This window comes from Paraburkholderia sp. RL17-337-BIB-A (genome assembly GCF_046025895.1).
Taxonomy (GTDB): domain Bacteria; phylum Pseudomonadota; class Gammaproteobacteria; order Burkholderiales; family Burkholderiaceae; genus Paraburkholderia; species Paraburkholderia fungorum_C.
The window spans coordinates 3,034,451-3,055,299 of sequence record NZ_JARESY010000002.1 but is presented as its reverse complement, the minus strand read 5'-3'; the positions used below and the strand labels follow the sequence as shown (position 1 = coordinate 3,055,299).

Below are 20,849 nucleotides of genomic sequence, written 5' to 3'. Positions count from 1 at the left end.
CGCAACACGGGAAGCCCCCTGGCGTGGTCAGGGATGACCAACCGGACGCCCGCGAGGGACAGGCCGGGCGCCTTGGGGTGACGGAGAGGCCCGTATTACCGTTGAAGCCGGTGTAATGCTGGTGGAGGAAAGGGGCCTCAGTTCAAGACAGACGCAATACGTAGTGAGGACGTGGAGATTGGGCAACCTATCAACTCCGATTCGTGTTCAGAAGCTGCAGATGGCGTTACACGCGAAAGCGAAGGCAGAAGCCGGGTACCGCTTCTACGCTCTGTACGACAAGATCTATCGTGAGGACGTGCTGGCGCATGCATACGCTCAGTGTCGCTCGAACAAGGGCGCGCCGGGTGTCGATCGGCAAGACTTCACGGAGGTCGAGGCGTATGGGGTGCAGAAGTGGCTCGGCGAACTGGCGCTTGCACTCAGGCAGGAGAATTACCGGCCGGCCCCTATCAGAAGAGTGTTTATCCCGAAGGCCAATGGCAAGCTAAGGCCACTGGGCATCTCGACCTTGCGAGATCGGGTGTGCATGACAGCAGCGATGCTGGTGCTCGAACCGATCTTCGAAGCGGACCTTCCACCAGAGCAGTACGCCTACCGCCCGGGGCGCAATGCCCAGCAAGCGGTGATCGAGGTGGAGGAGCGGCTGCATAGAGGGCAAACGGACGTTGTTGACGCCGACCTGGCGGACTACTTCGGAAGCATTCCCCATGCCGATTTGATGTTGTCGCTTGCGCGACGCATCGTTGATCGGCGCGTGCTGCATCTAGTCAAGATGTGGTTGGAGTGCGCCGTTGAAGAAACCGATCACCGAGGCCGGAAGACACGTACGACCGAGGCCAAGGACCGCAGGCGAGGCATTCCGCAGGGCTCACCCATCTCACCACTATTGGCGAATATTTACATGCGCCGGTTTGTGTTGGCATGGAAGAAGCTCGGGCTTCAGCGAAGACTTGGCAGTCGAATCGTGACCTACGCGGACGATCTGGTGATCCTGTGCAAGCGAGGCAAAGCTGAAGAGGCCCTGTCGCGACTGCGCGAGATCATGGGCAAACTGAAGCTGACGGTCAACGAGGAGAAGACACAAATCTGCAAGGTCCCGGAAGGGGAATTCGACTTCCTGGGTTACACGTTTGGGCGGATGTACTCAGCAACGACTGGCCAGGCCCGTATGGGCATGCGGCCGTCGAAGAAGAGTATCCGGCGCATGGTTGAGAAGGTTCATGCGCTGACCGCCGCTTCCATGACGTGGATGGACACCACGGAGCTGATTGGCAAACTGAACCGCACGCTACGCGGCTGGGCGAACTACTTCAAGGTAGGCACGGTCAGCCGAGCATATCGGGCGCTCGATAGCTACACCAGCACGCGGTTGCGTCGGTGGTTACGTACCAGGCACAAGGTAAGACGTCGCAGGGGCGGGAGCTATCCATCCTCGCACCTCTACGGGCACTTCGGTCTCGTTCGTCTACAGGGTCCTTGGTAGTGACTTGCCGTGTACGAAGGCGTGATGTCTTGTCCGAGAGCCGGATGCGATATGTGGTGTTGCCTCAAATGTGGTCTTGCGGGGACAGGTCGAGGTTCGTCAGCGGTGTATGTCTATTGAAGGCCACATAAATTAGCGCCGGAGTAGTGTCGGAGATCCGAAGGTTAACTCGGAGATCCGATCATGTTCGGTACGTTGTTTCATTACCCCCGTGTACTGGCTCGTCATCGCAATGGTCCATCGGCCGATGATCGAGAACGCTATCTGGTCCACTGTGCACAGGGTGGTGCGGCCCAATCAACGCTGTTGGGCCTTGCACCTGAGCTTCTCGCTATTTCCCGGCGTATCGCGCTCGACAACGAGCGATTGATTTCGTCTGCGGAGGTCGAGATGGCAGCCGATCGCTGGGTTCGTTACCAGCGACGGCATCAGCGAATCCTGACGGGAAGGTTCTCGCGGGAACGGTTTATTCAGACCGCTACGGCCTGGCTTCGCTTCCTGGGGCGACTGCAAGAGCAGCAACCTGAAACGCCGCCATTCGCCGATCTGGTTCAACAGTTCGACCGCTACTTGCGCGAGGAGCGCGGCCTGTCGTCACAAACGATCCACAATCGATGCTGGCACGTTCAGGCGTTGTTGTCCTGGCTCAGCGAGCAAGGAAGCAGCATCGGCGAGATGCGACTCGAACAGGTCGACGCTTTTTTTGCGCTGAGACGAATGCAAGGTTGGTCCCGGGTATCGATGGCCACCCTTGCCGGCGCGCTGCGAAGTTTCCTCCGCTACGCCGGTGAGCAAACCTGGTGCTCGAAGAGACTCGCCGCCGGTATCGAAGGACCGCGTCTGTTCAGCCACGAGACGCTTCCAGCCGGGCCGAAGTGGGAAGACGTGCAGCGACTCATTCGCAGCACCGATACGGACAGTCCCCATGATATCCGGGACCGGGCCATTCTGTTGCTCCTGGCGGTCTACGGGCTGAGAAGGGGTGAAGTCGTTGCCCTGACTCTGGACGACGTGGACTGGGAACATGACATCCTTCACATCAGCCGTCCAAAGCAGCGGAGCAAACAGGACTACCCGCTTGCAGCCGAGGTAGGTGAAGCAATTCTGCGATACCTGGAACAGGTGCGACCTCACACTTTCTCGCGCTCCTTGTTTGTCACCATACGAGCCCCGTTTCGTCCGCTCGCGCCTACGAGCCTGCACTACCTGGTCAAACGACGATTGCGACTTCTGAACATCAGTTGCAGTCATGGCGGCCCGCATTCGCTTCGACACGCGTGCGCGACCCGTCTGGTGGCTGAAGGACTCTCACTCAAGGAGATTGGGGACCATCTGGGCCATCGCAGCGCCTACGCAACGCGCACCTATGCCAAGGTCGATCTGGCTGGCCTGAGGCAGGTCGCAGACTTTGCCCTGGGAGACCTGCTATGAAACTGCCTGAAGCGGTCGCCGCGTACGTGGCCTACAAACAGTCACTGGGGATGCGCTTTGCCACTGAGGCGCGTACCTTGAAGTCCTTTCATCGAACGCTCGGCGACATCGATATGCGCGCGGTCGACGCCGATTGTGTCTATGCGTTCCTTGCTGGCAAGGGTCCCATCACGCCTTTCTGGCATCGCAAGTTCAACGCGTTGCGCGGCTTCTACCGCTTTGCCATTGCTCGCGGCTACACGACCAGTTCGCCGTTACCCTTAACGGTACCAGAGGAACACCGGACCTTCGTGCCGTACATCTATTCGCGAGAAGAGATACGGCGTCTACTCGCGGCGACGGCTGGTCGTGAACGCTGCAATCTGTCATCGCTAACTTGCCGCACGCTCCTGCTCCTGCTCTATGGTACTGGGCTTCGCATCGGCGAGGCTGTCGGCCTGAATCTGGCGGATGTGGATCTGGACTCCCGAGTGCTTTGCATCCGTGAGAGCAAGTTCTACAGGACACGGCTGGTGCCGACCGGACCAGATCTGACATCGGTGCTGGCCAAGTACGCTGTCGAACGCAATAAATGCCCGCCACTCGACCCCGACGCGGCCTTTCTACTGACGAAGCGCAGACAGCGCCCGTCCAGAGCCGGCGCCGAGTATGCCTTCAAACAATTGCGTGAACGCGCACAGGTACGTCGTGACGATGGTGCGCGGTATCAGCCACGACTTCATGACCTTCGGCATACCTATACAGTTACCCGGCTGGTCTCCTGGTATCGTGAAGGCGCGGATGTACAACGCCTGCTGCCCCAGCTGGCAACCTATCTTGGTCACGTGCATATTGGCGCCACCCAGCACTACCTGACCATGACGCCAGAGTTGCTGCGGCAGGCGAGCTTACGTTTCGAGCGCTACGTCCGGGGAGGAGACGATCATGCGTGACACAACCCTTCTTGGACCCTGGGTCCGACGCTTCCTGCTCGAGCACCTTATCGGCGAGCGGAACCTCGCTCGCAACACCCAGCAGAGCTACCGCGACACGCTGTGCCAACTGATTCCTTTCGCTTCAGGTCGAGTCCACAAACCGGTCGACCGGCTGGCAATGACAGATGTGTCGGCCGAGATCGTCCGGGACTTCCTCTCAGATATCGAAGTCTGTCGCGGATGCAGCGTCGCGACGCGGAATCAGCGCCTGGCTGCTATCCATGCCTTGGCTCGATTCGTTGGCGAGCACAGCCCCGAACATATCCAGTGGTGCACCCAGCTGCGCTGCATCCCCTACAAGAAGACTACAAGAACGCTGGTATCCTATCTCGACAAATCTGAAATGGATGCGCTCCTTGCCTGTCCAGATCGACGTACATCTCAGGGTCGCCGTGACTACGCCCTGTTGCTGTTTCTCTACAATGCCGGTGCGCGGGCGGACGAGGCGGCCCACCTGACCATCGGCAACGTCGATGCGATCTCGAGCAGCGTGAGCGTTCTCGGAAAGGGACGCAAACAGCGCCAGTGTCCGTTATGGCCGGACACCGTGCAAGAGTTGTGCAACCTCGCTGGCCAACGTCCACCGCAGGAACGGGTATTCCTCAATCGCTGTGGGCAACCCCTGACGCGTTTCGGCATTCACGCGGTCGTAGAGCGTTACGCTATCAAGGCGCGAGCCAATATGCCCTCGCTCGCATCCAAGCGCGTCAGCCCGCACAGCATTAGACATTCAACTGCGACCCACCTGCTTCGATCCGGCGTCGATATCAACACCGTACGGGCGTGGCTTGGTCATGTCTCCATCGATACGACCAACGTTTACGCCGAAATTGATCTGGAGATGAAGGCCAACGCCCTGGCGAGGCTTGCTATCCCCAGCGATCGAAAGGAGAACAGGCGATGGGCCAAAGATCCCGCGCTGATGGCGTTTCTCCGGTCCTTGTAGCAGGCTTTTTATGTGGCGTTCAGCCGGCCGGATCCTGTCAGGATCGCGGCTCGGGCGCCGCAAGACCACATTTGAGGCAACACCACATATCGCATCAAATGTGATCGAACTCATTTGATGCGGGAGATCTGCACGTCCGGTTCGATGAGCGGGTTGTGGAAACGGGGTTAAGGCGAGGATATTCGGGCACCGCCAGACGAAAGGGGCGGAAACAGACAAACCGAACCTAATGCTCCCGCGCCACAACTCGACTCTACCGGTTGCACTCGTTGATTGAGCGCGACTGGCGGGCCAGCGGCTCGACCTACGCCTCTCGCTTGCTTCGCCCATACAGCAGGAGCATCGCCGCGATCACCACGCCGTAGATGATCTGACGCCCCGCCTCCGGCATCTGCGCGACCGAGAGGATCGATTGCAGTAGTGTGATGAGGATCGCGCCGGCCACCGTGCCCAGGTATGAACCCCGTCCACCCAGAATCGACGTGCCGCCGAGCACGACCGCCGCGATCGCCGGCAACAGGTAAGCATCGCCCATCGACTGTGCGGCCTTCGACGCATAGCCCGCGAGCAGCACGCCGCCGAACGCGGCGAACGCGCTGCACACGGCGAAGGCGGTCACCGTGACGAGCCGCGTATCGATGCCAGAAAGATACGCCGCGCGCTCGGTGTTGCCGATCGCGTAAAGCGTGCGGCCGAAGGTCGTGCGCGACAGCAGGAACATCGTGGCGCCGCCGATCACCACCCACAGCGCGACGGCATTCGGCACGCCCGGTACGAGCCAGCCCGCCGCGAGCCAGCGCATCACCTCCGGCGCGGAATCCTGCGGCGACGATCCGCCCGTATAGACAATCATGATGCCCTGCGCGACCGCATTGGTCGCAAGCGTCGCGATCATCGACGGAATGCGCAGCAGTGCGACGAGGATGCCATTGACGATGCCGATCAGCACGCCGCAACCGATCCCGACCGGAATCGCGAGGACGCGCCCGAGATCGCCGTGCCCCGCGACCGCGCACGCCATCATCGCGCCGACGGTGATCGTCCACGGCAGCGACAGGTCGATGTGGCCGAGCAGGATCACCATCATCAGGCCGGTCGCAATGATGCCGAGGAATGCGCCGACCTTCAGTTGCAGCAGGATGTATTCCGGCGACGTGAAGTTGCGCGAAAACATCCCGCCGACGAGCAGCAGCGCAACGATGCACGCGAATGCGATCACGATCGGTTTGTCGATTCTGCGGGTGAGCCTCGACACGAACGTGGTCCGGCCGGTCGCGGAAGCGTGGCTCATTGAAACCACTCCAGACGGTTGCGCACCCTGAACAATCCGCACGCGCCGATCGCGACAGCAAGCAGAAGAATCATGCCTTGAAATAGCGGCTGCCACAGCGCATCGACGTTGAACACGAACAGCAGATCGCCGATGCAACGGAACGCGAATGCGCCGAAGATCGCGCCGATCGCGCTGCCCTTACCGCCGAGCAGCGACACGCCGCCGATCACTACCGCGGCGATCGAAAACAGCGTGTATGAGTTCGCGCTGCCGAGGCTCGCTTCGCCGGTGTCCGTGAAGAACGTCAGAAACAGGCCGCCGACTGCCGCGAGTAGGCCGGCCAGCGTATAGCTCGCGAACTTCGCGCGGCGGATCGGCATGCCGGACAGGAAAGCCGCGGGTTCGGACGACCCGGTCGCGTATGCCGCTCGCCCGATCGCCGAGCGTTTGAAAGGAATCCAGACGATCACGATCGCGGCGAGCAGAATCACCAGGCTCGCTGGCAGAACGCCGGCGACCTTGCCCGTCAGTGCGTCGGCGAGGTCCTCGTTGATCGATCCGCCGGGCACAGGGCGCAGCAGCAGCGCCAATCCGTAGTAGACGGCGCCCGTCGCAATCGTCGTCACGATCGGCTGCAGCCGGCCGAAAATGATGATCACGCCGTTCAGCGCGCCGCACAGCGCACCCGCCCCGAGCACGCCGGCGATGCCGAGCGCGCTGTGCAGCGAGTCGCCCGTGACGATCCACGACCCGATGCAATTCGTCAGCACCAGCGTCATGCCGATCGACAGGTCGATGCCGGCGGTCAGCACGACGAGCGCCTGCCCCATCGAGACGAGCGCGAGTAGTACCGCTTTGTTCGCTGCCGTCTGAAATACGTTGGCCGACAACGCCGACGGATAGTTGACGAGATAGATCGCGAACATCAGCACGAACAGGCCGAACGCGAACACCGCTCCGCGATTCTCCGCATACCAGTAACGCAGCCCGCTCATAGCGCCACTCCCGTGGAAGGCACAATCTGTCCGACGGGCAGGTCGAGAGCACTGGCAATCAGGTTCTGCTCGGTGATCGCCGAGCCGACGAGTTCCTTCTTGATCCTGCCTTCGTACAGTACGAGCACGCGGTCGCAGCAGCCGATCAGCTCGTCATAGTCGGTCGAATAGAAGAGGATCGCGGCGCCTTCGTCGGCAAGACGCCTGAGCAGCTGGTAGAGCTCCTGCTTGGTGCCGACGTCGATACCGCGCGTCGGGTCGCTGAGCAGCAGGATCTTGGGCTGCCGCATCAGCCACTTCGCGATGACGACCTTCTGCTGGTTGCCGCCCGACAGCGAGCCCACGGGCGCGTCGACGCTGAACGACTTGATCGCAAGCAGCTCCATCATCTGCTCGACGAGCGACTGCTGGCGGTCGCGATCGATTATGCCCGCGGTGGACATGCGATCGAGTGCGGCAAACGACAGGTTCTCGCGTACCGACATCGGCAGCATCAAGCCTTCGGTCTTGCGGTCCTCGGGTATCAGCGCCATACCGATTTCGTTGGCGCGCGCGGCCGTCGGGCTCCCGATCGACACGGCTTTGCCGTTGATCTCGATCTTGCCAGCGCAGCCGCGCAACACGCCAAACAGCGCGAGCAGCAGTTCGCGCTGGCCTTGTCCGTCGAGGCCGCCCAGTCCGAGGATTTCACCGGGCTGCAACGAAAAGCTGATGCCCCGCAGCGTGTCGCTCCATGCGAGATCATGACAGGCGAGAACCGGCGCGGTGCTGCGGGCGTCCGCGGGCTGGTCCGCCGGTTTGGCCGCGGGTTTGGCAGGAAACGCATGCTGGTACTTCCGGCCGATCATCATTTCGACAACCTCATTGTCGGCGCGCGTGCCAGCTTCGAAACTCATCACATGGCGACCGTTCCGGTAGACCGTGCATTCGTCCGCGAGCGCCTTCACCTCGTGCATGCGGTGCGAGATGAACAGCAGCGCGAGCCCCTCTTCGCGCAGGCGCTTGAGCACCTCGATCACGCGCGCGACGTCGGCCGCGGTCAGCGCCGAGGTGGCTTCGTCGAGGATCAGAATGCGCGGCGCGTGTGCCAGCCCCTTCGCGAGCTCGACCATCTGCTGGCGCGACAGCGGCAGGTCCCGGACTTTCGCAAGCGGATTGATGTCGGCGGCGCCCGCTCGCGCGAGCGCCTCCTCGGCCTGGCGGCGTTGGGCCCGCCGGTCGATCATCCCGAAACGTCGCGGCGGGTTCGCAGCGTAGATGTTGTCCGCCACGCTCAAGTCGGGGATCAGCGACAGCTCCTGATACACGCAGACGATACCGGCCGCGTTCGCCTCGGCAGGCGACGCGAACGAGACCTCCCGGCCATCGAAATGCATCGTGCCCTCGTCCGGCTGCACGACGCCGGACATCACCTTCAGCAACGTGGACTTGCCCGCGCCGTTCTCGCCGAGGATCGCGTGAATGCGGCCTCTGCGCACCGTGAGTTCGGCGTGATCCAGCGCGACGGCGCCGCCGTAGCTTTTCGACACGCCAGACATCTGAAAGAACGGCTGCTCTGCATCCTGCAGCATGCTTCGTCTCCGGTCACAGCGCGGGCCATCATCCGGTCACTGGTTGCCCTGGCTCTGCTTCATGATTTCCTGCGCAGAGAAATTGATGCCGCATGTCGGAAACGAGTTGCCGACGAAAAAGTTGTCGGAGTCGTTCGGAAAATAGTTGACGCCCGACTTCAGCATCGAATCGTCGGTGACGTCGAGCGGCAGCTTGATCGCCACGGGAATCGTCTGGCCATCCAGTGCAGCGAGTGCCGTCTTGATCGCCACGGCCACCTGCGCGGGCCCGGTGCCCGCCGACGTGCACTTCAGGCCCTGGCTCCCATACTGCGCGCAGAACTTGCGAAAGCCGTTCTCCGTCTCGCCGCCGAAAGGCACGAACGGGTGTTTCGCATCGATCATCGCGCGCACGACGCCCGTGTCGCCGCCTTGCGCCGATATGCCATCGAAATGACCCTGCACGGCAATCGCGTCGGCGGCGACCTTTTGCGCGACCCCGTCGTCCCACTTGCCGTAGACCTGGACGACGTTCCACTTCTTGCCGGTGTCGTCCAGCGTTTTCGTGAAACCATTGTGCCGGTCCGTGTCAACCGACGTGCCCGCCACCCCGCGAACTTCGAGCACCTTGCCTCCGTTCGGCAGGTGGCCCGCGAGCCATTTGGCCCACAGCGCGCCGAGCCCATACTGGTCGACGTTGACGTTGATCGCGTCTGCGCTGTCGAGCGTGTTGTCGAAAGCGACCAGCACCACACCGGCGTTCTTCGCGCGGCGGATCGCGGGGCCGAATGAGGAGGGATTCTGCGCGTTCACGATGACGGCGTCATAGCCGGCATCGATGAAGTTGTTGACGGCCGAGATCTGCGCCGGAACGTCCTCGCCGGTCGAGACGACCTTGAATTCCTTGAGCTTGGCGGCAACGGCCGGTTGCGCGGTGTAGGCCTTGGCCGTCCTGATCATCTGGATACGCCAGGTGTTCGCGATATAGCCGTTCACGAGTGCGATCCGGTAAGGCGCGTTCTTCTTCGGATACTTGATGAACTTCGTGTCGCTCTTCCAGGGGACCATGCAGGTGGGATCGCTGGGCGGCCCTGAAACGATCGAAGCCTGCGCGAAAGCCCCGCTTGCGCAGAGCGCCAATGCGGCGCTCGCCGCCGCTCGAAGCACGTGGATTCCTGAAAGCATGTTGCCTCCTTTTTGTTCGATTGGACGTACCGATTGCCTGCGCACATGGCTGGTCGTGGACTGCCGGCACGGTGTGCGTGAAGCACGGAACCTTGCGGCGTTGCTATAGCGGAACTGGATCGGACTTGCAGAAGGAGCTTTTCAACGGCGCCTCCTCGAAGCGAAAAGAAGGGCATGCGTATACGCGTTCCTGTCTGACAGTACTGGCATACCAATCCACGCGCGATAGTGGTTTACCAGTGAGTCCAACGCACCGGGCGACCGGGCTAAAACCCTTGGTGGATAAGGACTGGGCTGCCGTGAACGGAGGCGGCGTTGCACGGGGATAGGGGTGCCATTTTGACGAAGTTCAGCGGTCGCCCGGTGGCTTCGACCATTTCGAGAGCCGCAGATGGGCGATCTTTCGCACACGTCAACTGACCCAGCCGCCGACGCGGTCGCGGCCGACCGGGCCCGGCTATCGACCCAAAGACCGCAATGGCCGACTCGCTCACGTTCAATCATCTGGCGGGCTTCGGAGCGAACCGGCCGTTGGAATGACGCCTTCGCATACTGCGTCAACGGCAGCTAATGGCCGCTTGCTGTCCCATCATGGCGGATCAGCCAGTTTCACGCGCCGCCGGCGGCGATCCGCGGCTGCTAGTATCGATGGCGGTTATATTCGTCTGCCCGCCTCGGGGTTCATCTTCGGTCGCACGAACGCATCCGGAGGCAGTACATGCTGACGCTCCACTCGTATCCGGATCTGTTCGGTGTAGCGGACAATAATCCATTCGGCCTGAAAGTCTTCGCGTTTCTTCGACTGTGCCGCCTGTCGTTCAAGCACCGGCACATTCTCGATACCGCACAAGCGCCGCGCGGCAAACCGCATACCTGAAAAACGGCGGCACGGCACGCTCAAGAACGCGGCGGTAATGGCCAACGCAACCCCGGCAGCGGCCGACATCCTCACGCAATAGGCGCGCAACCCCAAGCTGCTATATATTTACGCCTCAAATGGCCATCGACGGTCATTTGCCTGTCCGTTCGGGCAGGGTTTAGCGACTTTGAGGCGGCGATGAGGTGTGACGTGGTAAGTGCCTGGATGACTGTCCAGAAAAAATGGGCTTCAGTGCTCGCGGTAGTCTCCGGCATCGTTGCCTTCGGCGCGATCTTTACGGCACACGCGGCGGGGCGCATTGCGCCGACATCTTCCGGCACCGACTGGATCGTGATGGACATGTCCACCGGACGTGTCCTGTCCGAGCAAGGTGCCCGGAACGAGCGATACCCGGCCAGCCTGACCAAGCTAATGACGCTCGATCTCGCGTTCCAGGAATTGAGCGCCGGGCGGTTGACGCTCGATACCTTGATTCCGGTGAGCGAGGCGGCGGCCCGCGTTCAGCGGATGAAACTCGATCTGCTGGCGGGCCAGAAAATCACCGTGCGTGAGGCGATACTGGGCATGACGACATTGTCCGCCAATGACGCGGCAACTGCGCTTGGCGAATATCTCGGCGGAGGCAGCATCACGCAGTTCGCCCAAGCCATGACGGATCATGCCCGTGCGCTCGGGATGCTTCACACGCGCTTTCGCAATCCGTCTGGTTTGCCCGATCCGGGGCAGGTGGTCGATGCCTACGATATAGCGATCCTGACCCGTCACATCCTGCTGACCTATCCGCAGTATCGCTACATGTTCTCGGTTCAGAGTTTCAACTTCGAAGGACGGACGATCCCCAACCTGGACGGGATGCTCAAGCGCTATCCCGGCACGATCGGAATGAAGACCGGCTTCACGGACGCCGCGCGTTTCAACGTGGTGACCGCGGCGGAGCGCGACGGACACCTTCTGATTGGCGTCGAACTTCATGCACAGTCGTGGAACACGGCCTATGGCACCATGGCGAAACTCCTCGACACGGGTTTCGCGTCAGATGTAGAGCCAACCGTTCTGCTAGCCGCAAACCATGCTGCACTGCCCGCCGCTGATGCAGTCACGGCACATCCCTACGCGGCGCAGCGCGTTTCCGTTACGCTGCAACAGCCGTCAACGCCGCGCCATCGCTTCGCCGCCCAATCCGTCGGCACGGTCAACGATATGCTTCCGGACTGGACGGTGCAGATCGGTGCCTACGATACCCATGCGGGGGCCCGGCACCAGGTAACGCTGTTAAGCGGTGAACGGCAGGGAGGTGTCGCACGGGCCGTCAGCGCGGTACGGCATCACCGCCGGATCTGGCAAGCGCAACTCACCGGGCTGAGCGAGGCGGCGGCACGGGCGACTTGTGCGCGGGTCATCCTCCACAACCAGACCTGCTTCGTCATTGCCTCGTATAAAGAAGAGGCTATGCGCTAAACACCGGCGGGATTTTGTAAAAGGACTGCGCGGCCTGAACTGCGTCGGACAGTGAAGGGAATTCTTTGACGAGGAAGCTGCTCAAGGCCGCCGACGCTTTATGCCGGGGATTGGCCATCGAAGGTAAGGACCTGCTGCAAGAGGCCCTTAGCCCGCAGACCTTCGGGTGGTAACGTCGGCAAGCTGTTGAAACGGCGCAGCCGTTAGGTGACACGGGACTGGGTCGATGCGCGCAATCGGCCTGGGCAGGATTGACCTGATTTTCTCCGGACACCTCGGTGCCGTGCGAGCGAATCAGCGCGATCAGTTCGCCCGTGGTGATCTCAAACCGGTACCTGCCTCAATCCGCTACTCGAGGACGCGGGCTTGCACGCACTATTGCGATGTCTCTTCGAACGGAAGATGCGCACATTGCCGCCCAGCGACCGGATTTTGCCGGTCCTGCGCCGCCGAATTGTTCGGCCGGGTGCAGCCTCATGCAACGAGTGTTGCGGCCTGAAACTCGCAAGACTGCGATCGGCAACACGCGACCCATTCCTGCCTGTCACACGCTCCGCTAGTCAAAGGCTGATAACGGAGAGGGCCGGACATCGAAGTCACATCGAACAACCTATCGGAGCTTGCCCGAGGATGCCGACACGCTGACCATCGCCGTCCCTCGACTACAAAAACAATGAGAGCACCGACACCATACCGTCATTGTTGCTCCCTATATTCGTCAATCGCCCGATCCTGACAATTACCGCACAACAGGTTACGGGCGTGCAACAAGACATCCTTGAGCTTCCACGAGCGGGGTCTCGGCAGGCAGCCGTCCTAACGGGTGACATCGAGCATGGAGCGCGAACGGTGCATACGGATCGATCGTGACAAGCCATGCGGGTTCGCCGGGCGATCGGCTGCAGTGAACGCTATCGAAGGTTTCGACGATCAGCCAGAAAAGAAGGAGCACCTGCACCGTGAATTCCCGCCGCAAATTTCTCCAGAGTACCGCCACGGCCGGCCTGTCGGCTGCCGCGCTCAGCGTATTTCCACCCAGCATCCGTCGTGCGCTCGCGATTCCCGCGCATCATGAGAGCGGCACGATCAAGGACGTCAAGCACGTCGTGATCCTGATGATGGAAAACCGCGCGTTCGATCACTACTTCGGCACCTATAAGGGTGTGCGCGGCTACGGCGATCGCTTCACGATTCCGCTACCGAACGGCCGTAACGTGTGGCAGCAGATCGATGCCAACGGCAACGTAGACCTGCCATACCATCTGGATGAGACCAGGGGCAATGCGCAGCGCGTGACCGGCACGCCGCATAGCTGGGTCGACACGCAGAACGCATGGGATGGCGGCCGCATGGCTGCATGGCCGGTGTCCAAGAAGGAGCAGACAATGGGCTTCTTCGACACGGCTGAAATCCCGTTCCAGCGAGCGCTGGCCGAAGCGTTCACCATCTGTGACGACTACCACTGCGCGTTCCTTGGCGGCACGCACCCGAATCGCATCATCCATTTCACCGGCACGAATGGTCCGGCGTATGGCAAAACCTTCGTGAACAACTTCAGCGGCGACTTTGACGTCACCACGTCGGCGTCCGCCTACTTCGACTGGAAGACCACCGCCGAGCGCCTGGAAGAGGCCGGTGTGACCTGGAAGGTGTATCAGAACATCAAGAACACCTTCGGCTGCAACCCGCTGCTCGGCTTCAGGCAGTACCGCCAGGCCAACGAGGCGCTGCCGTCGGCGCGTCAGGTCAACACGTCGCTGAGCCAGGCCGCCGAGCCGGTCTACAACCCGACCGATGCCGTGGCCGAACCGCTGGTCAAGGGCTACGCGAACACACTGCCGACCACGGACACCGACCCGAACACCAACGGCACCTTCGTCGAGGCTTTCGCCGATGATGTGAGAAACGGCCGTCTGCCGGAAGTCTCGTGGGTCGTTCCGACCGACGTCTACTCCGAGCACCCGGGGCCTTCGAGCCCGGTGCAGGGCGCGTGGTTCGTGCAGCAATTTCTTGATGCGTTGACCGCCGTGCCCGAGGTGTGGAGCAAGACCGTCCTGCTCGTCAACTTTGACGAGAACGACGGCTTCTTCGACCACGTGCCCCCGGCCGCTGTCCCGTCGCCGAACGGTGACGGCACCTACGCCGGAAAGACCACGCTGAGCAACGCCGACCTGGGCGTCGAATACTTCACACATCCGTACGTGACCCGCGCCGACACGGGCGCGACGCCCAACAGCCAGCCGAGCGGCCCGGACGGCAAGCCGTACGGCCCGGGTCCGCGCGTGCCGCTGTGGGTGATTTCGCCGTGGAGCCGTGGCGGCTGGGTCAATTCGCAGACGTTCGATCACACCTCGGTGCTGCGCTTCCTCGAAGCACGCTTCGGCATCAAGGAAAGCAATATCTCGACGTACCGCCGGCTGATCAACGGCGACCTGACTTCGGCCTTCAACTTCGCGACGCCGAACAACGAGCCGCTGCCGACCATCGCGGGCGAGAAGAGCAAGGCCGACGCCGATGCGTTGCGCGCCACGCAGCAGGCGCTGGGCCAGATCGTGCCGGACGCCAGTCGCGGTATGCCGAAGCAGGCGAGCGGCTTCCGCCCGTCGCGTGCGCTGCCGTACGAGCTGCATGCCAGCGCGCATGTGGACGCGACCACCGGCACCGTAAAACTGCTGCTCGCCAATACCGGTCGTCAAGGTGCTGTGTTCCACGTCTATGACAAGTTGCACCTGGACCGCCTGCCGAAGCGTTACGCAGTCGAGCCGGGCAAGACGCTGGACGACGTGTGGGCGCCGGCCTCCACGGACCTCGGCAAATACGACCTGTGGGTACTCGGCCCGAACGGCTACCATCGCGAATTCAAGGGCGACCTCACCGCGCTGAAGGGGCACAGAACCGCCAATCTGGAAGTTCGTGTGGGTTACGGCTCCCTAACCGGCAACCTGCACCTGCAACTGCGCAACGACGGTGCTGGCCTCGCACAGTTCACAGTGAAGTCCAACAAGGTCTACGGCGCGCTGCAGGCTTTCCCAGGTTTGCCGACACCGGTCTTTGGCCAAGGTCCTTTGGGCTTCGCTGGTTTCCCGGTGCCGGGCTTCGGCGCATGGCCGGAGCCAGCCCCGTTCTCCCGGAATGATCGCCTCGACCCAGGTCACACCTGGACGGTAAGCACCAACGGCGCACTCCCGGTCGCGCTCTTCTGGAACCTCGCCCAGACCGGCTTCTGGTATGACTTCGAGATCACCAGCAGCACGGACAGCAGCTTCTTGCGTCGCATCGCCGGGCGTATCGAAACCGGCCGTCACTCGGTGACCGACCCCGCGATGGGGATGATCGACATCTTCTGATCGAAGATGAGAGGCACCGGGCATTAGCTCAGTGCCTCTCGTGCAATGGAGGTCTTCCGGTGCATCGGCTCACTGCTTCCGCTCCTCGCCCGAACGGTTTAGATCAGGCGCGCCTGCACCTTCCATGTCCGGGACAATCGTTACTTGACACGTGCAACATGGTTTTATAGCTTGTAGAACTACTGTGCTTGAGAACGCACGCGTGCCCGCGACGGCTTCCTCCAGGTTCGACCGAGTCCCCCATCGTCGCCAGCACGGCGCACATGAAGCGCAACAGCAGTACGCATGCAGAGCGGGGCACCATCATGGATCGCCGTCGTTTCCTTTCGCTGTCAGCGTTCTATACCGTCGCCGCGGCAACTGGCACGCTTACCGCTTGCCATTCGCATGACGACGGCGGCGCAGCCCCACCCCCGCCCGCTGGCTCGTTCGCCTTCCCGCAAGGCGTCGCGAGCGGTGATCCACGCGACACGTCTGCCGTCTTCTGGACGCGCTGCGCCGGCGGCGCAAGCGCCACGAGCGCGCCGACCAGCGTGCCGTTGCGGCTCGACGTATCGACCCAGGCGGACTTCAGCGCAATCGTAGCCAGCGTGCAATTGACCGCAATTCCAACTTACGACTACACGGTCCGCGCAAAAGTGACCGGCCTTGTCGCGAAGACCACCTACTACTATCGCTTCGTCGCGGGCAGCGACATCAGCCCGATCGGCACCACACGCACCGCGCCTGCCGCCGGCGACGCCAATCAGCAGGTGCGCTTCGCATGGTTCACGTGTCAGAACTGGAGCGCGAACCATTGGCAGGCGATGACGCTAATGGCCGCCGAAACCGATCTCGACTTCATCGTGCATCTGGGCGACTACATCTACGAGACGGTCGGCCCGGCTGCGCAGGTCGATCCCACCGAGCCGGCGCATGTACCGCTGACGATTCCGAACGGCTTGCCGCTGCCTGGCGGCAACGGCTCATATGCGAACACGGTCGACGACTATCGCGCGCTCTATCGCACCTATCGTTCGGATACGCGGTTGCAGAAACTGCATTCGAGCTTCCCGTTGATCGCGATCTGGGACGACCACGAATTCAGCGACGACTGCTGGCAGGATCACCAGACCTATACCAACGAGAACAAGCAGGAAACCCAGCGGCGCCGCAATGCGAATCAGGCCTGGGCGGAATATCTGCCGGTCGACTGGGGCGATGTGTCGTTCGATCTGAACAATCCCGCGTACAACAACATCCAGATCTATCGCGACTTTCACTTCGGCACGCTGTTGCATCTCGTGATGACCGATGAGCGTCTGTATCGGGACGATCAGGTCGTCAGCGAAGCCGCTATCGCGCAGTTGCTCGGCCACGATCCCGTCAACGGTAACGACGCAGCCGGCGCGCGATACTTCGTGCCGCAGCCGGTGCTTCAGCAATTCGAGGCACTCGATACGCAGAAGCTGGGCCGTCCACCTTCGATGCTCGGCACGACACAGACGCAATGGTGGAAAGACACGCTGAACGCGTCGACGGCGACGTGGAAGGTCTGGGGCAACGAGGTCATGCTAAACCGCCTGTGGCTCGATCTGACGCAACTTGCGCCGCCGCCCAATAACCTCGTCTTTGTGATCGATTGCGACGCGTGGGACGGCTATCCGACGCACAAGGCCGATCTGATGTCGTTCCTGAAGACGCAATCCATCCGCAATCTCGTCACGGTCACGGGCGATCTGCATGCGTTCCAGTGCGGCATCGTGCGCGACGTGCCCGATCCGGTGAACGGCACGCCCGTTGCCGTCGAGCTCATGACGGCGGGCATCAGCAGCCGGCCTTTCTTCGTCGACGTGCAGCAGGGCGCAGTAGGCACGCCGGTTGCCCCGCTGACGTCTTCGCCCATAGCCTTCGACCAGTTCCTGCAACAGAACAACCCCGATCTGCTTTATGCCGATCACGACGGCAATGGCTATGCTTCAGCAACGGTGACGCCAGGCCAATTCGTCGCGATCTTCAATAAGGTCAAAGTGTTGAACAGCGACGGCAGCGCACCGGCCGCACCGCTCGCGAAGCGCACGCGGTTCACGATTCAGGCGGGCGTGGTCGCAGTCAACGTCGAAGATGGGGTATGACGACGGGAACAACGGAGAAGACGAGGTGCGTCACCACCCCATCATAGGCTTCCAGAGCGGCCGCTGTCGGGCCGGCACGAACGCCTCTTGTCGGGCCGTGAACGGACGGGCGTAATGCCTGTTTGAATGGCTCAAGCTGGCCGATCGCGGCCCGAAGCAATCGGCATACGTCGCGTGAAACTTACGAGTTGGCGATCGGCGACTCGCGGTCGACGATCTTTCAAATTCCTTTCTATGTAGTGCATCGAACCGCCTAACGTGGATCTGCAACAGGTGATTGCATTCCCTCAGGCCACCGAAGAGCCGTCAAGTCCGATCGCCGGATGCCTCCAGCGTCAACGATAGCCGCTATTTCGATAGCATACGGAGGCCGACATACCCGTGCAGTGGGGAAACTCGGTATAGTTCGACAGCGTGGGCATTTCGGTTGCCCCAATCTGAAGGATGTCCATATGATTCCAATCGGTGTAGCAGCCACAGTACTCAGCGGCGTGAGCAGCGCCATCGGTTCCGGGCTGTCGAAGCTGACAGGCCAAAGCTCCACGAGTGAATCGAGCCAGCCGAGTTTTGCAGCACATCTGAAGGCGGCAACGTCACAGAGCAGTCTTGGCAAAAGCGTCCAACACCATCACGCGCATGGCGCAGTAAGCGCATTGGCGGATGGGTCGCCATCGTCATCGCAATCCACTACCGGTTCCGGCACGACAGCAGTCGGCTCGGTGATCAATATCAGCGCCTGAAATAGCACCGCATACGAGTCGACCAGCCGTTTCTGGCCGAATTGCGCCCGGCCAGCGGTCGAATCGATTGTCATGTAATGCCAGGGATTGCTTTCGCGATCCAGCATGCAGCCATCGATTGGGATCGAACCACGAGGCGGTGCTCAGCGAAGTCTCACGAAATCGTCGTAGCGCGCCAAGTCATAAGTGGGCTGGCCGAACCCAGGATTTGCCCTTGGAAGCTCACTCTTGAAGTGTTCGCAATCCGGCCGGGAAGTTCTTTTGCTCCGAAGTTGAGAAACAGTGGTGAGCGAATGTCGACCCGCGCTCAGGTCAACATTGGAGTCAAGTCAGGGTCGCCTTTGGCCATAGCCCGCTGATAAGCGGCTCGTCCGCCGATGCGCTGGAGATACGCGAGTATGTTGGGATAAGGTGCGAGATCAACCGGATGGAACAGGCGCATCGTGGTCAGTGAGAAGACGCTCATGATGTCGGCTGCGGTGAATTCGCTTCCTGCGAGATAGTCGTTCTGCGCCAGCCGCGCGTCGACCAGCGCGAGCGCTTTGTCCAGTCGTCCCTGCACCGAAGTTTGAACGGGATGATCCGGTGCCAGCCCGCACCGTTCCACGATCATCGATCGGCCCATCACCGGCTGAAGGTTGCCGTTGGCAAAATGGAACCAGTAAAGATAGGACGCGAAATCGGCATGGTCCGGCCCATGCCGCAAACGTCCGCGACCATATCGGGCGAGGATGAATTCGACGATAGCGGCCGATTCGGCGAGCAACATTCCGTCGACCTCAATGAGAGGCGCCGCCCCGAGCGGATGTAGCGCCTTCAGATCCGGCGGCGATAGACGAGTGACCGGGTCGCGCGTGTATTTCTTGAGCTCGTAAGGAACGCCCAGTTCTTCACAAAGCCAGATGATCCGTTCCGATTGTGAGTGACCGAGGTGATGGATCTTCAGCATGGATCTTTCCTTGAAACGCGCACGGAACGCGCGGAGAAACGTGATGTGGAGGCGTAACCCGCGGTTACCGGAAGGCGCCCCATCGTTCTCCAGATTGTCGACGATCCCGGCCACAACGTCGAGTGACGGTTAATGGCCCGACACGTATCCGTTGGAAACAGTCGTTATGACGCCGTCCCAGATGCTCGTCACTCACCGAAGAGGATGTGCACGAACTATCATCGGCATGTTGCTGCGGTGCCAACTTGCGCACGCGCTCCTTATAACGAGGTGCCAATTCATCGATTGTATGGGGCCACCCTGTCCCCGCCTTCCAGAGCCACGCCCGCGAAGCGACGGGCAGCACTTATGCCTTGAGAGTAGGATGCCGAATCCCACTGACCTTTTGTGAATCAGCGTATCCGTCCCCCCTTGCCGCCTCAATGGCCCTTTCCGCCTGGTCGCGATGTCGCTGGTCGCACCTTCGGCTACCTTGTCGCGCTTCAATATCGCGGCGCCGGTATGTGGCTCTGGCGGTGCCGTTGCGGCGGCCAGGTGACTGCCGAGTTGGAGGCGGTAGAAGGCGGCAGAACGCGTGATTGTGGCTGCCGTGAGCAGCGTCGTGTGTGGCGGTCCCGCCCAGGCTCACCTGCGCTGCGGGGCGGTGAGGTGTTTGGCCAGCTGACGACCGATCGGTACGCTGGCGATGGTTTGTGGATTTGCCGGTGCGAGTGCGGTGGTGAGGCAACAGTGAGCGCCGGGCGCCTGCGGCTGGGCAAGGCGCGTTCGTGCGGCCGCTGCTGCGACGCTTCGACCGACTGACCGGCACAGTCTGTTTGGTTTGGTCATGGCATGCGCGGCGTGTTTGTCCGGCGCTCCACACCATGCGTGGCGGCTCGGAAGCGTGAACGACGTTCTTTGGAAGCTGTCGTTGGTGTCCAGGCATTAACCCCGGCATGTCAACTTTATCTCGACGTTCCCAATACGACCTGAACGGACCTCCGACACTTCGTGCCAGCGATGGCCGGTTTCAAAGGTCAAACGGTCTTCACGCAACAACATGTCTCTAATGGTTACGGGACACGAGGCCTATTCCAGCTTTATGTAATAGCCGCCCTTCGCCTTGCCAACTACCATCAGAAAATTGGTTCTATAAACCGTTCAATTCAGACACTACGGCTTGGTGATTGCACTGCGGACCTCGATGGGGTCGCGGGCCGGATGAACGTCCTGCCGGGCAATTCACGGCACCCGATTTCTTTTACAGCGGCTCTAGCCACGACCAAAAGGAAATTCGCGTCGGAATCGTCGGCGCCAACGCCGATGCAAGTTTCGAAACTGTCGCCCGTTCCCGGCTTCCCGGCGTAAGGCTCGCGGCTGTTGCGACGCGCAATGAACACGGTGTGTGGCAAGAGATGGAAGCTTTTGGCGCCAACCGCTGGCTTTCCGATCCCTTCGCGATGGTCGGCAAGATCGCTACCCGGCGGTACACCGTCGCGCCCGACATTCAGTCTCTCTTCCAATGGCAATGACCCGAAAGGA

The 20,849-nt window shown here is 61.4% G+C and carries 14 protein-coding genes and 1 pseudogene; 9 read left to right on the top strand and 6 right to left on the bottom strand.

From position 1 onward, the window contains the following. The first annotated feature begins 178 nt into the window (after positions 1-178). From ltrA to P0D84_RS34285, 4 genes are all read left to right on the top strand, one after another. Positions 179-1,486 carry a group II intron reverse transcriptase/maturase gene (ltrA, locus tag P0D84_RS34300; protein WP_408344203.1) on the top strand — a complete coding sequence of 436 codons (1,308 nt, stop codon included), beginning with the start codon at positions 179-181 and terminating at the stop codon, positions 1,484-1,486. A 183-nt stretch (positions 1,487-1,669) separates the two neighbouring features. Next, positions 1,670-2,917 (top strand): tyrosine-type recombinase/integrase, encoded by a 1,248-nt coding sequence (locus P0D84_RS34295; protein WP_408340816.1) that lies wholly within the window; start codon positions 1,670-1,672, stop codon positions 2,915-2,917. Then, positions 2,914-3,849 (top strand): tyrosine-type recombinase/integrase, encoded by a 936-nt coding sequence (locus P0D84_RS34290; RefSeq protein ID WP_408340814.1) that lies wholly within the window; start codon positions 2,914-2,916, stop codon positions 3,847-3,849. Before P0D84_RS34295 ends, P0D84_RS34290 begins: the two co-directional genes overlap by 4 nt. Next, positions 3,842-4,837: a tyrosine-type recombinase/integrase gene (locus P0D84_RS34285; protein WP_408340812.1), complete on the top strand. Its 996-nt coding sequence runs from the start codon at positions 3,842-3,844 to the stop codon at positions 4,835-4,837. The genes P0D84_RS34290 and P0D84_RS34285 overlap by 8 nt, the downstream gene beginning before the upstream one ends. Before the next feature lie 304 nt (positions 4,838-5,141). On the opposite strand, the gene P0D84_RS34280 is transcribed toward P0D84_RS34285, so the two are convergent. The 4 genes from P0D84_RS34280 to P0D84_RS34265 are packed head-to-tail and all read right to left on the bottom strand — an operon-like array spanning position 5,142 to position 9,840. Continuing rightward, a complete protein-coding gene (locus tag P0D84_RS34280) occupies positions 5,142-6,128 on the bottom strand; it encodes an ABC transporter permease (RefSeq protein WP_132380169.1) in 987 nt (328 codons plus the stop codon). Then, positions 6,125-7,105: an ABC transporter permease gene (locus tag P0D84_RS34275; protein WP_408344200.1), complete on the bottom strand. Its 981-nt coding sequence runs from the start codon at positions 7,103-7,105 to the stop codon at positions 6,125-6,127. The genes P0D84_RS34280 and P0D84_RS34275 overlap by 4 nt, the downstream gene beginning before the upstream one ends. Next, on the bottom strand, positions 7,102-8,676 hold the full coding sequence (locus P0D84_RS34270) for a sugar ABC transporter ATP-binding protein (RefSeq protein WP_408344197.1): 1,575 nt from the start codon (positions 8,674-8,676) through the stop codon (positions 7,102-7,104). The genes P0D84_RS34275 and P0D84_RS34270 overlap by 4 nt, the downstream gene beginning before the upstream one ends. Before the next feature lie 36 nt (positions 8,677-8,712). Continuing rightward, complete coding sequence (locus P0D84_RS34265) at positions 8,713-9,840, bottom strand: sugar ABC transporter substrate-binding protein (protein WP_408344194.1); 1,128 nt, start codon at positions 9,838-9,840, stop codon at positions 8,713-8,715. A 718-nt stretch (positions 9,841-10,558) separates the two neighbouring features. Here P0D84_RS34265 and P0D84_RS34260 point away from each other — a divergent pair. From P0D84_RS34260 to P0D84_RS34245, 4 genes and pseudogenes are all read left to right on the top strand, one after another. Then, positions 10,559-10,705: pseudogene (locus tag P0D84_RS34260) on the top strand (thioredoxin domain-containing protein); the annotation flags it as partial. A gap of 192 nt (positions 10,706-10,897) precedes the next feature. After that, positions 10,898-12,178 (top strand): D-alanyl-D-alanine carboxypeptidase family protein, encoded by a 1,281-nt coding sequence (locus P0D84_RS34255; RefSeq protein ID WP_408344192.1) that lies wholly within the window; start codon positions 10,898-10,900, stop codon positions 12,176-12,178. A gap of 959 nt (positions 12,179-13,137) precedes the next feature. Beyond that, positions 13,138-15,525, top strand: coding sequence for a phosphocholine-specific phospholipase C (locus P0D84_RS34250; RefSeq protein WP_408344189.1), 2,388 nt, complete (start codon positions 13,138-13,140; stop codon positions 15,523-15,525). Positions 15,526-15,830: 305 nt separating this feature from the next. Continuing rightward, positions 15,831-17,639: an alkaline phosphatase D family protein gene (locus tag P0D84_RS34245; protein ID WP_408346257.1), complete on the top strand. Its 1,809-nt coding sequence runs from the start codon at positions 15,831-15,833 to the stop codon at positions 17,637-17,639. 628 nt (positions 17,640-18,267) lie between these two features. Here P0D84_RS34245 and P0D84_RS34240 read toward each other — a convergent pair. Continuing rightward, a complete protein-coding gene (locus tag P0D84_RS34240; protein ID WP_408344186.1) occupies positions 18,268-18,486 on the bottom strand; it encodes a hypothetical protein in 219 nt (72 codons plus the stop codon). A gap of 200 nt (positions 18,487-18,686) precedes the next feature. After that, a complete protein-coding gene (locus tag P0D84_RS34235) occupies positions 18,687-19,328 on the bottom strand; it encodes a glutathione S-transferase family protein (protein WP_408344183.1) in 642 nt (213 codons plus the stop codon). A gap of 1,166 nt (positions 19,329-20,494) precedes the next feature. Here P0D84_RS34235 and P0D84_RS34230 point away from each other — a divergent pair. Next, the gene (locus tag P0D84_RS34230; RefSeq protein ID WP_408344180.1) at positions 20,495-20,839 is read left to right on the top strand and encodes a hypothetical protein; all 345 of its coding nucleotides are present in this window, start codon (positions 20,495-20,497) and stop codon (positions 20,837-20,839) included. The last annotated feature ends 10 nt before the right edge of the window (positions 20,840-20,849 follow it).

What these genes read in the sequence shown, in the direction of transcription:
- P0D84_RS34280 (WP_132380169.1), bottom strand. Translation starts at nt 6,128, where the DNA reads ATGAGCCACGCTTCCGCGACCGGCCGGACCACGTTCGTGTCGAGGCTC.
- P0D84_RS34290 (WP_408340814.1), top strand. Translation starts at nt 2,914, where the DNA reads ATGAAACTGCCTGAAGCGGTCGCCGCGTACGTGGCCTACAAACAGTCA.
- P0D84_RS34265 (WP_408344194.1), bottom strand. Translation starts at nt 9,840, where the DNA reads ATGCTTTCAGGAATCCACGTGCTTCGAGCGGCGGCGAGCGCCGCATTG.
- P0D84_RS34285 (WP_408340812.1), top strand. Translation starts at nt 3,842, where the DNA reads ATGCGTGACACAACCCTTCTTGGACCCTGGGTCCGACGCTTCCTGCTC.
- P0D84_RS34240 (WP_408344186.1), bottom strand. Translation starts at nt 18,486, where the DNA reads ATGCTGGATCGCGAAAGCAATCCCTGGCATTACATGACAATCGATTCG.
- P0D84_RS34270 (WP_408344197.1), bottom strand. Translation starts at nt 8,676, where the DNA reads ATGCTGCAGGATGCAGAGCAGCCGTTCTTTCAGATGTCTGGCGTGTCG.
- P0D84_RS34255 (WP_408344192.1), top strand. Translation starts at nt 10,898, where the DNA reads ATGAGGTGTGACGTGGTAAGTGCCTGGATGACTGTCCAGAAAAAATGG.
- P0D84_RS34295 (WP_408340816.1), top strand. Translation starts at nt 1,670, where the DNA reads ATGTTCGGTACGTTGTTTCATTACCCCCGTGTACTGGCTCGTCATCGC.
- P0D84_RS34235 (WP_408344183.1), bottom strand. Translation starts at nt 19,328, where the DNA reads ATGCTGAAGATCCATCACCTCGGTCACTCACAATCGGAACGGATCATC.
- P0D84_RS34275 (WP_408344200.1), bottom strand. Translation starts at nt 7,105, where the DNA reads ATGAGCGGGCTGCGTTACTGGTATGCGGAGAATCGCGGAGCGGTGTTC.
- P0D84_RS34245 (WP_408346257.1), top strand. Translation starts at nt 15,831, where the DNA reads ATGGATCGCCGTCGTTTCCTTTCGCTGTCAGCGTTCTATACCGTCGCC.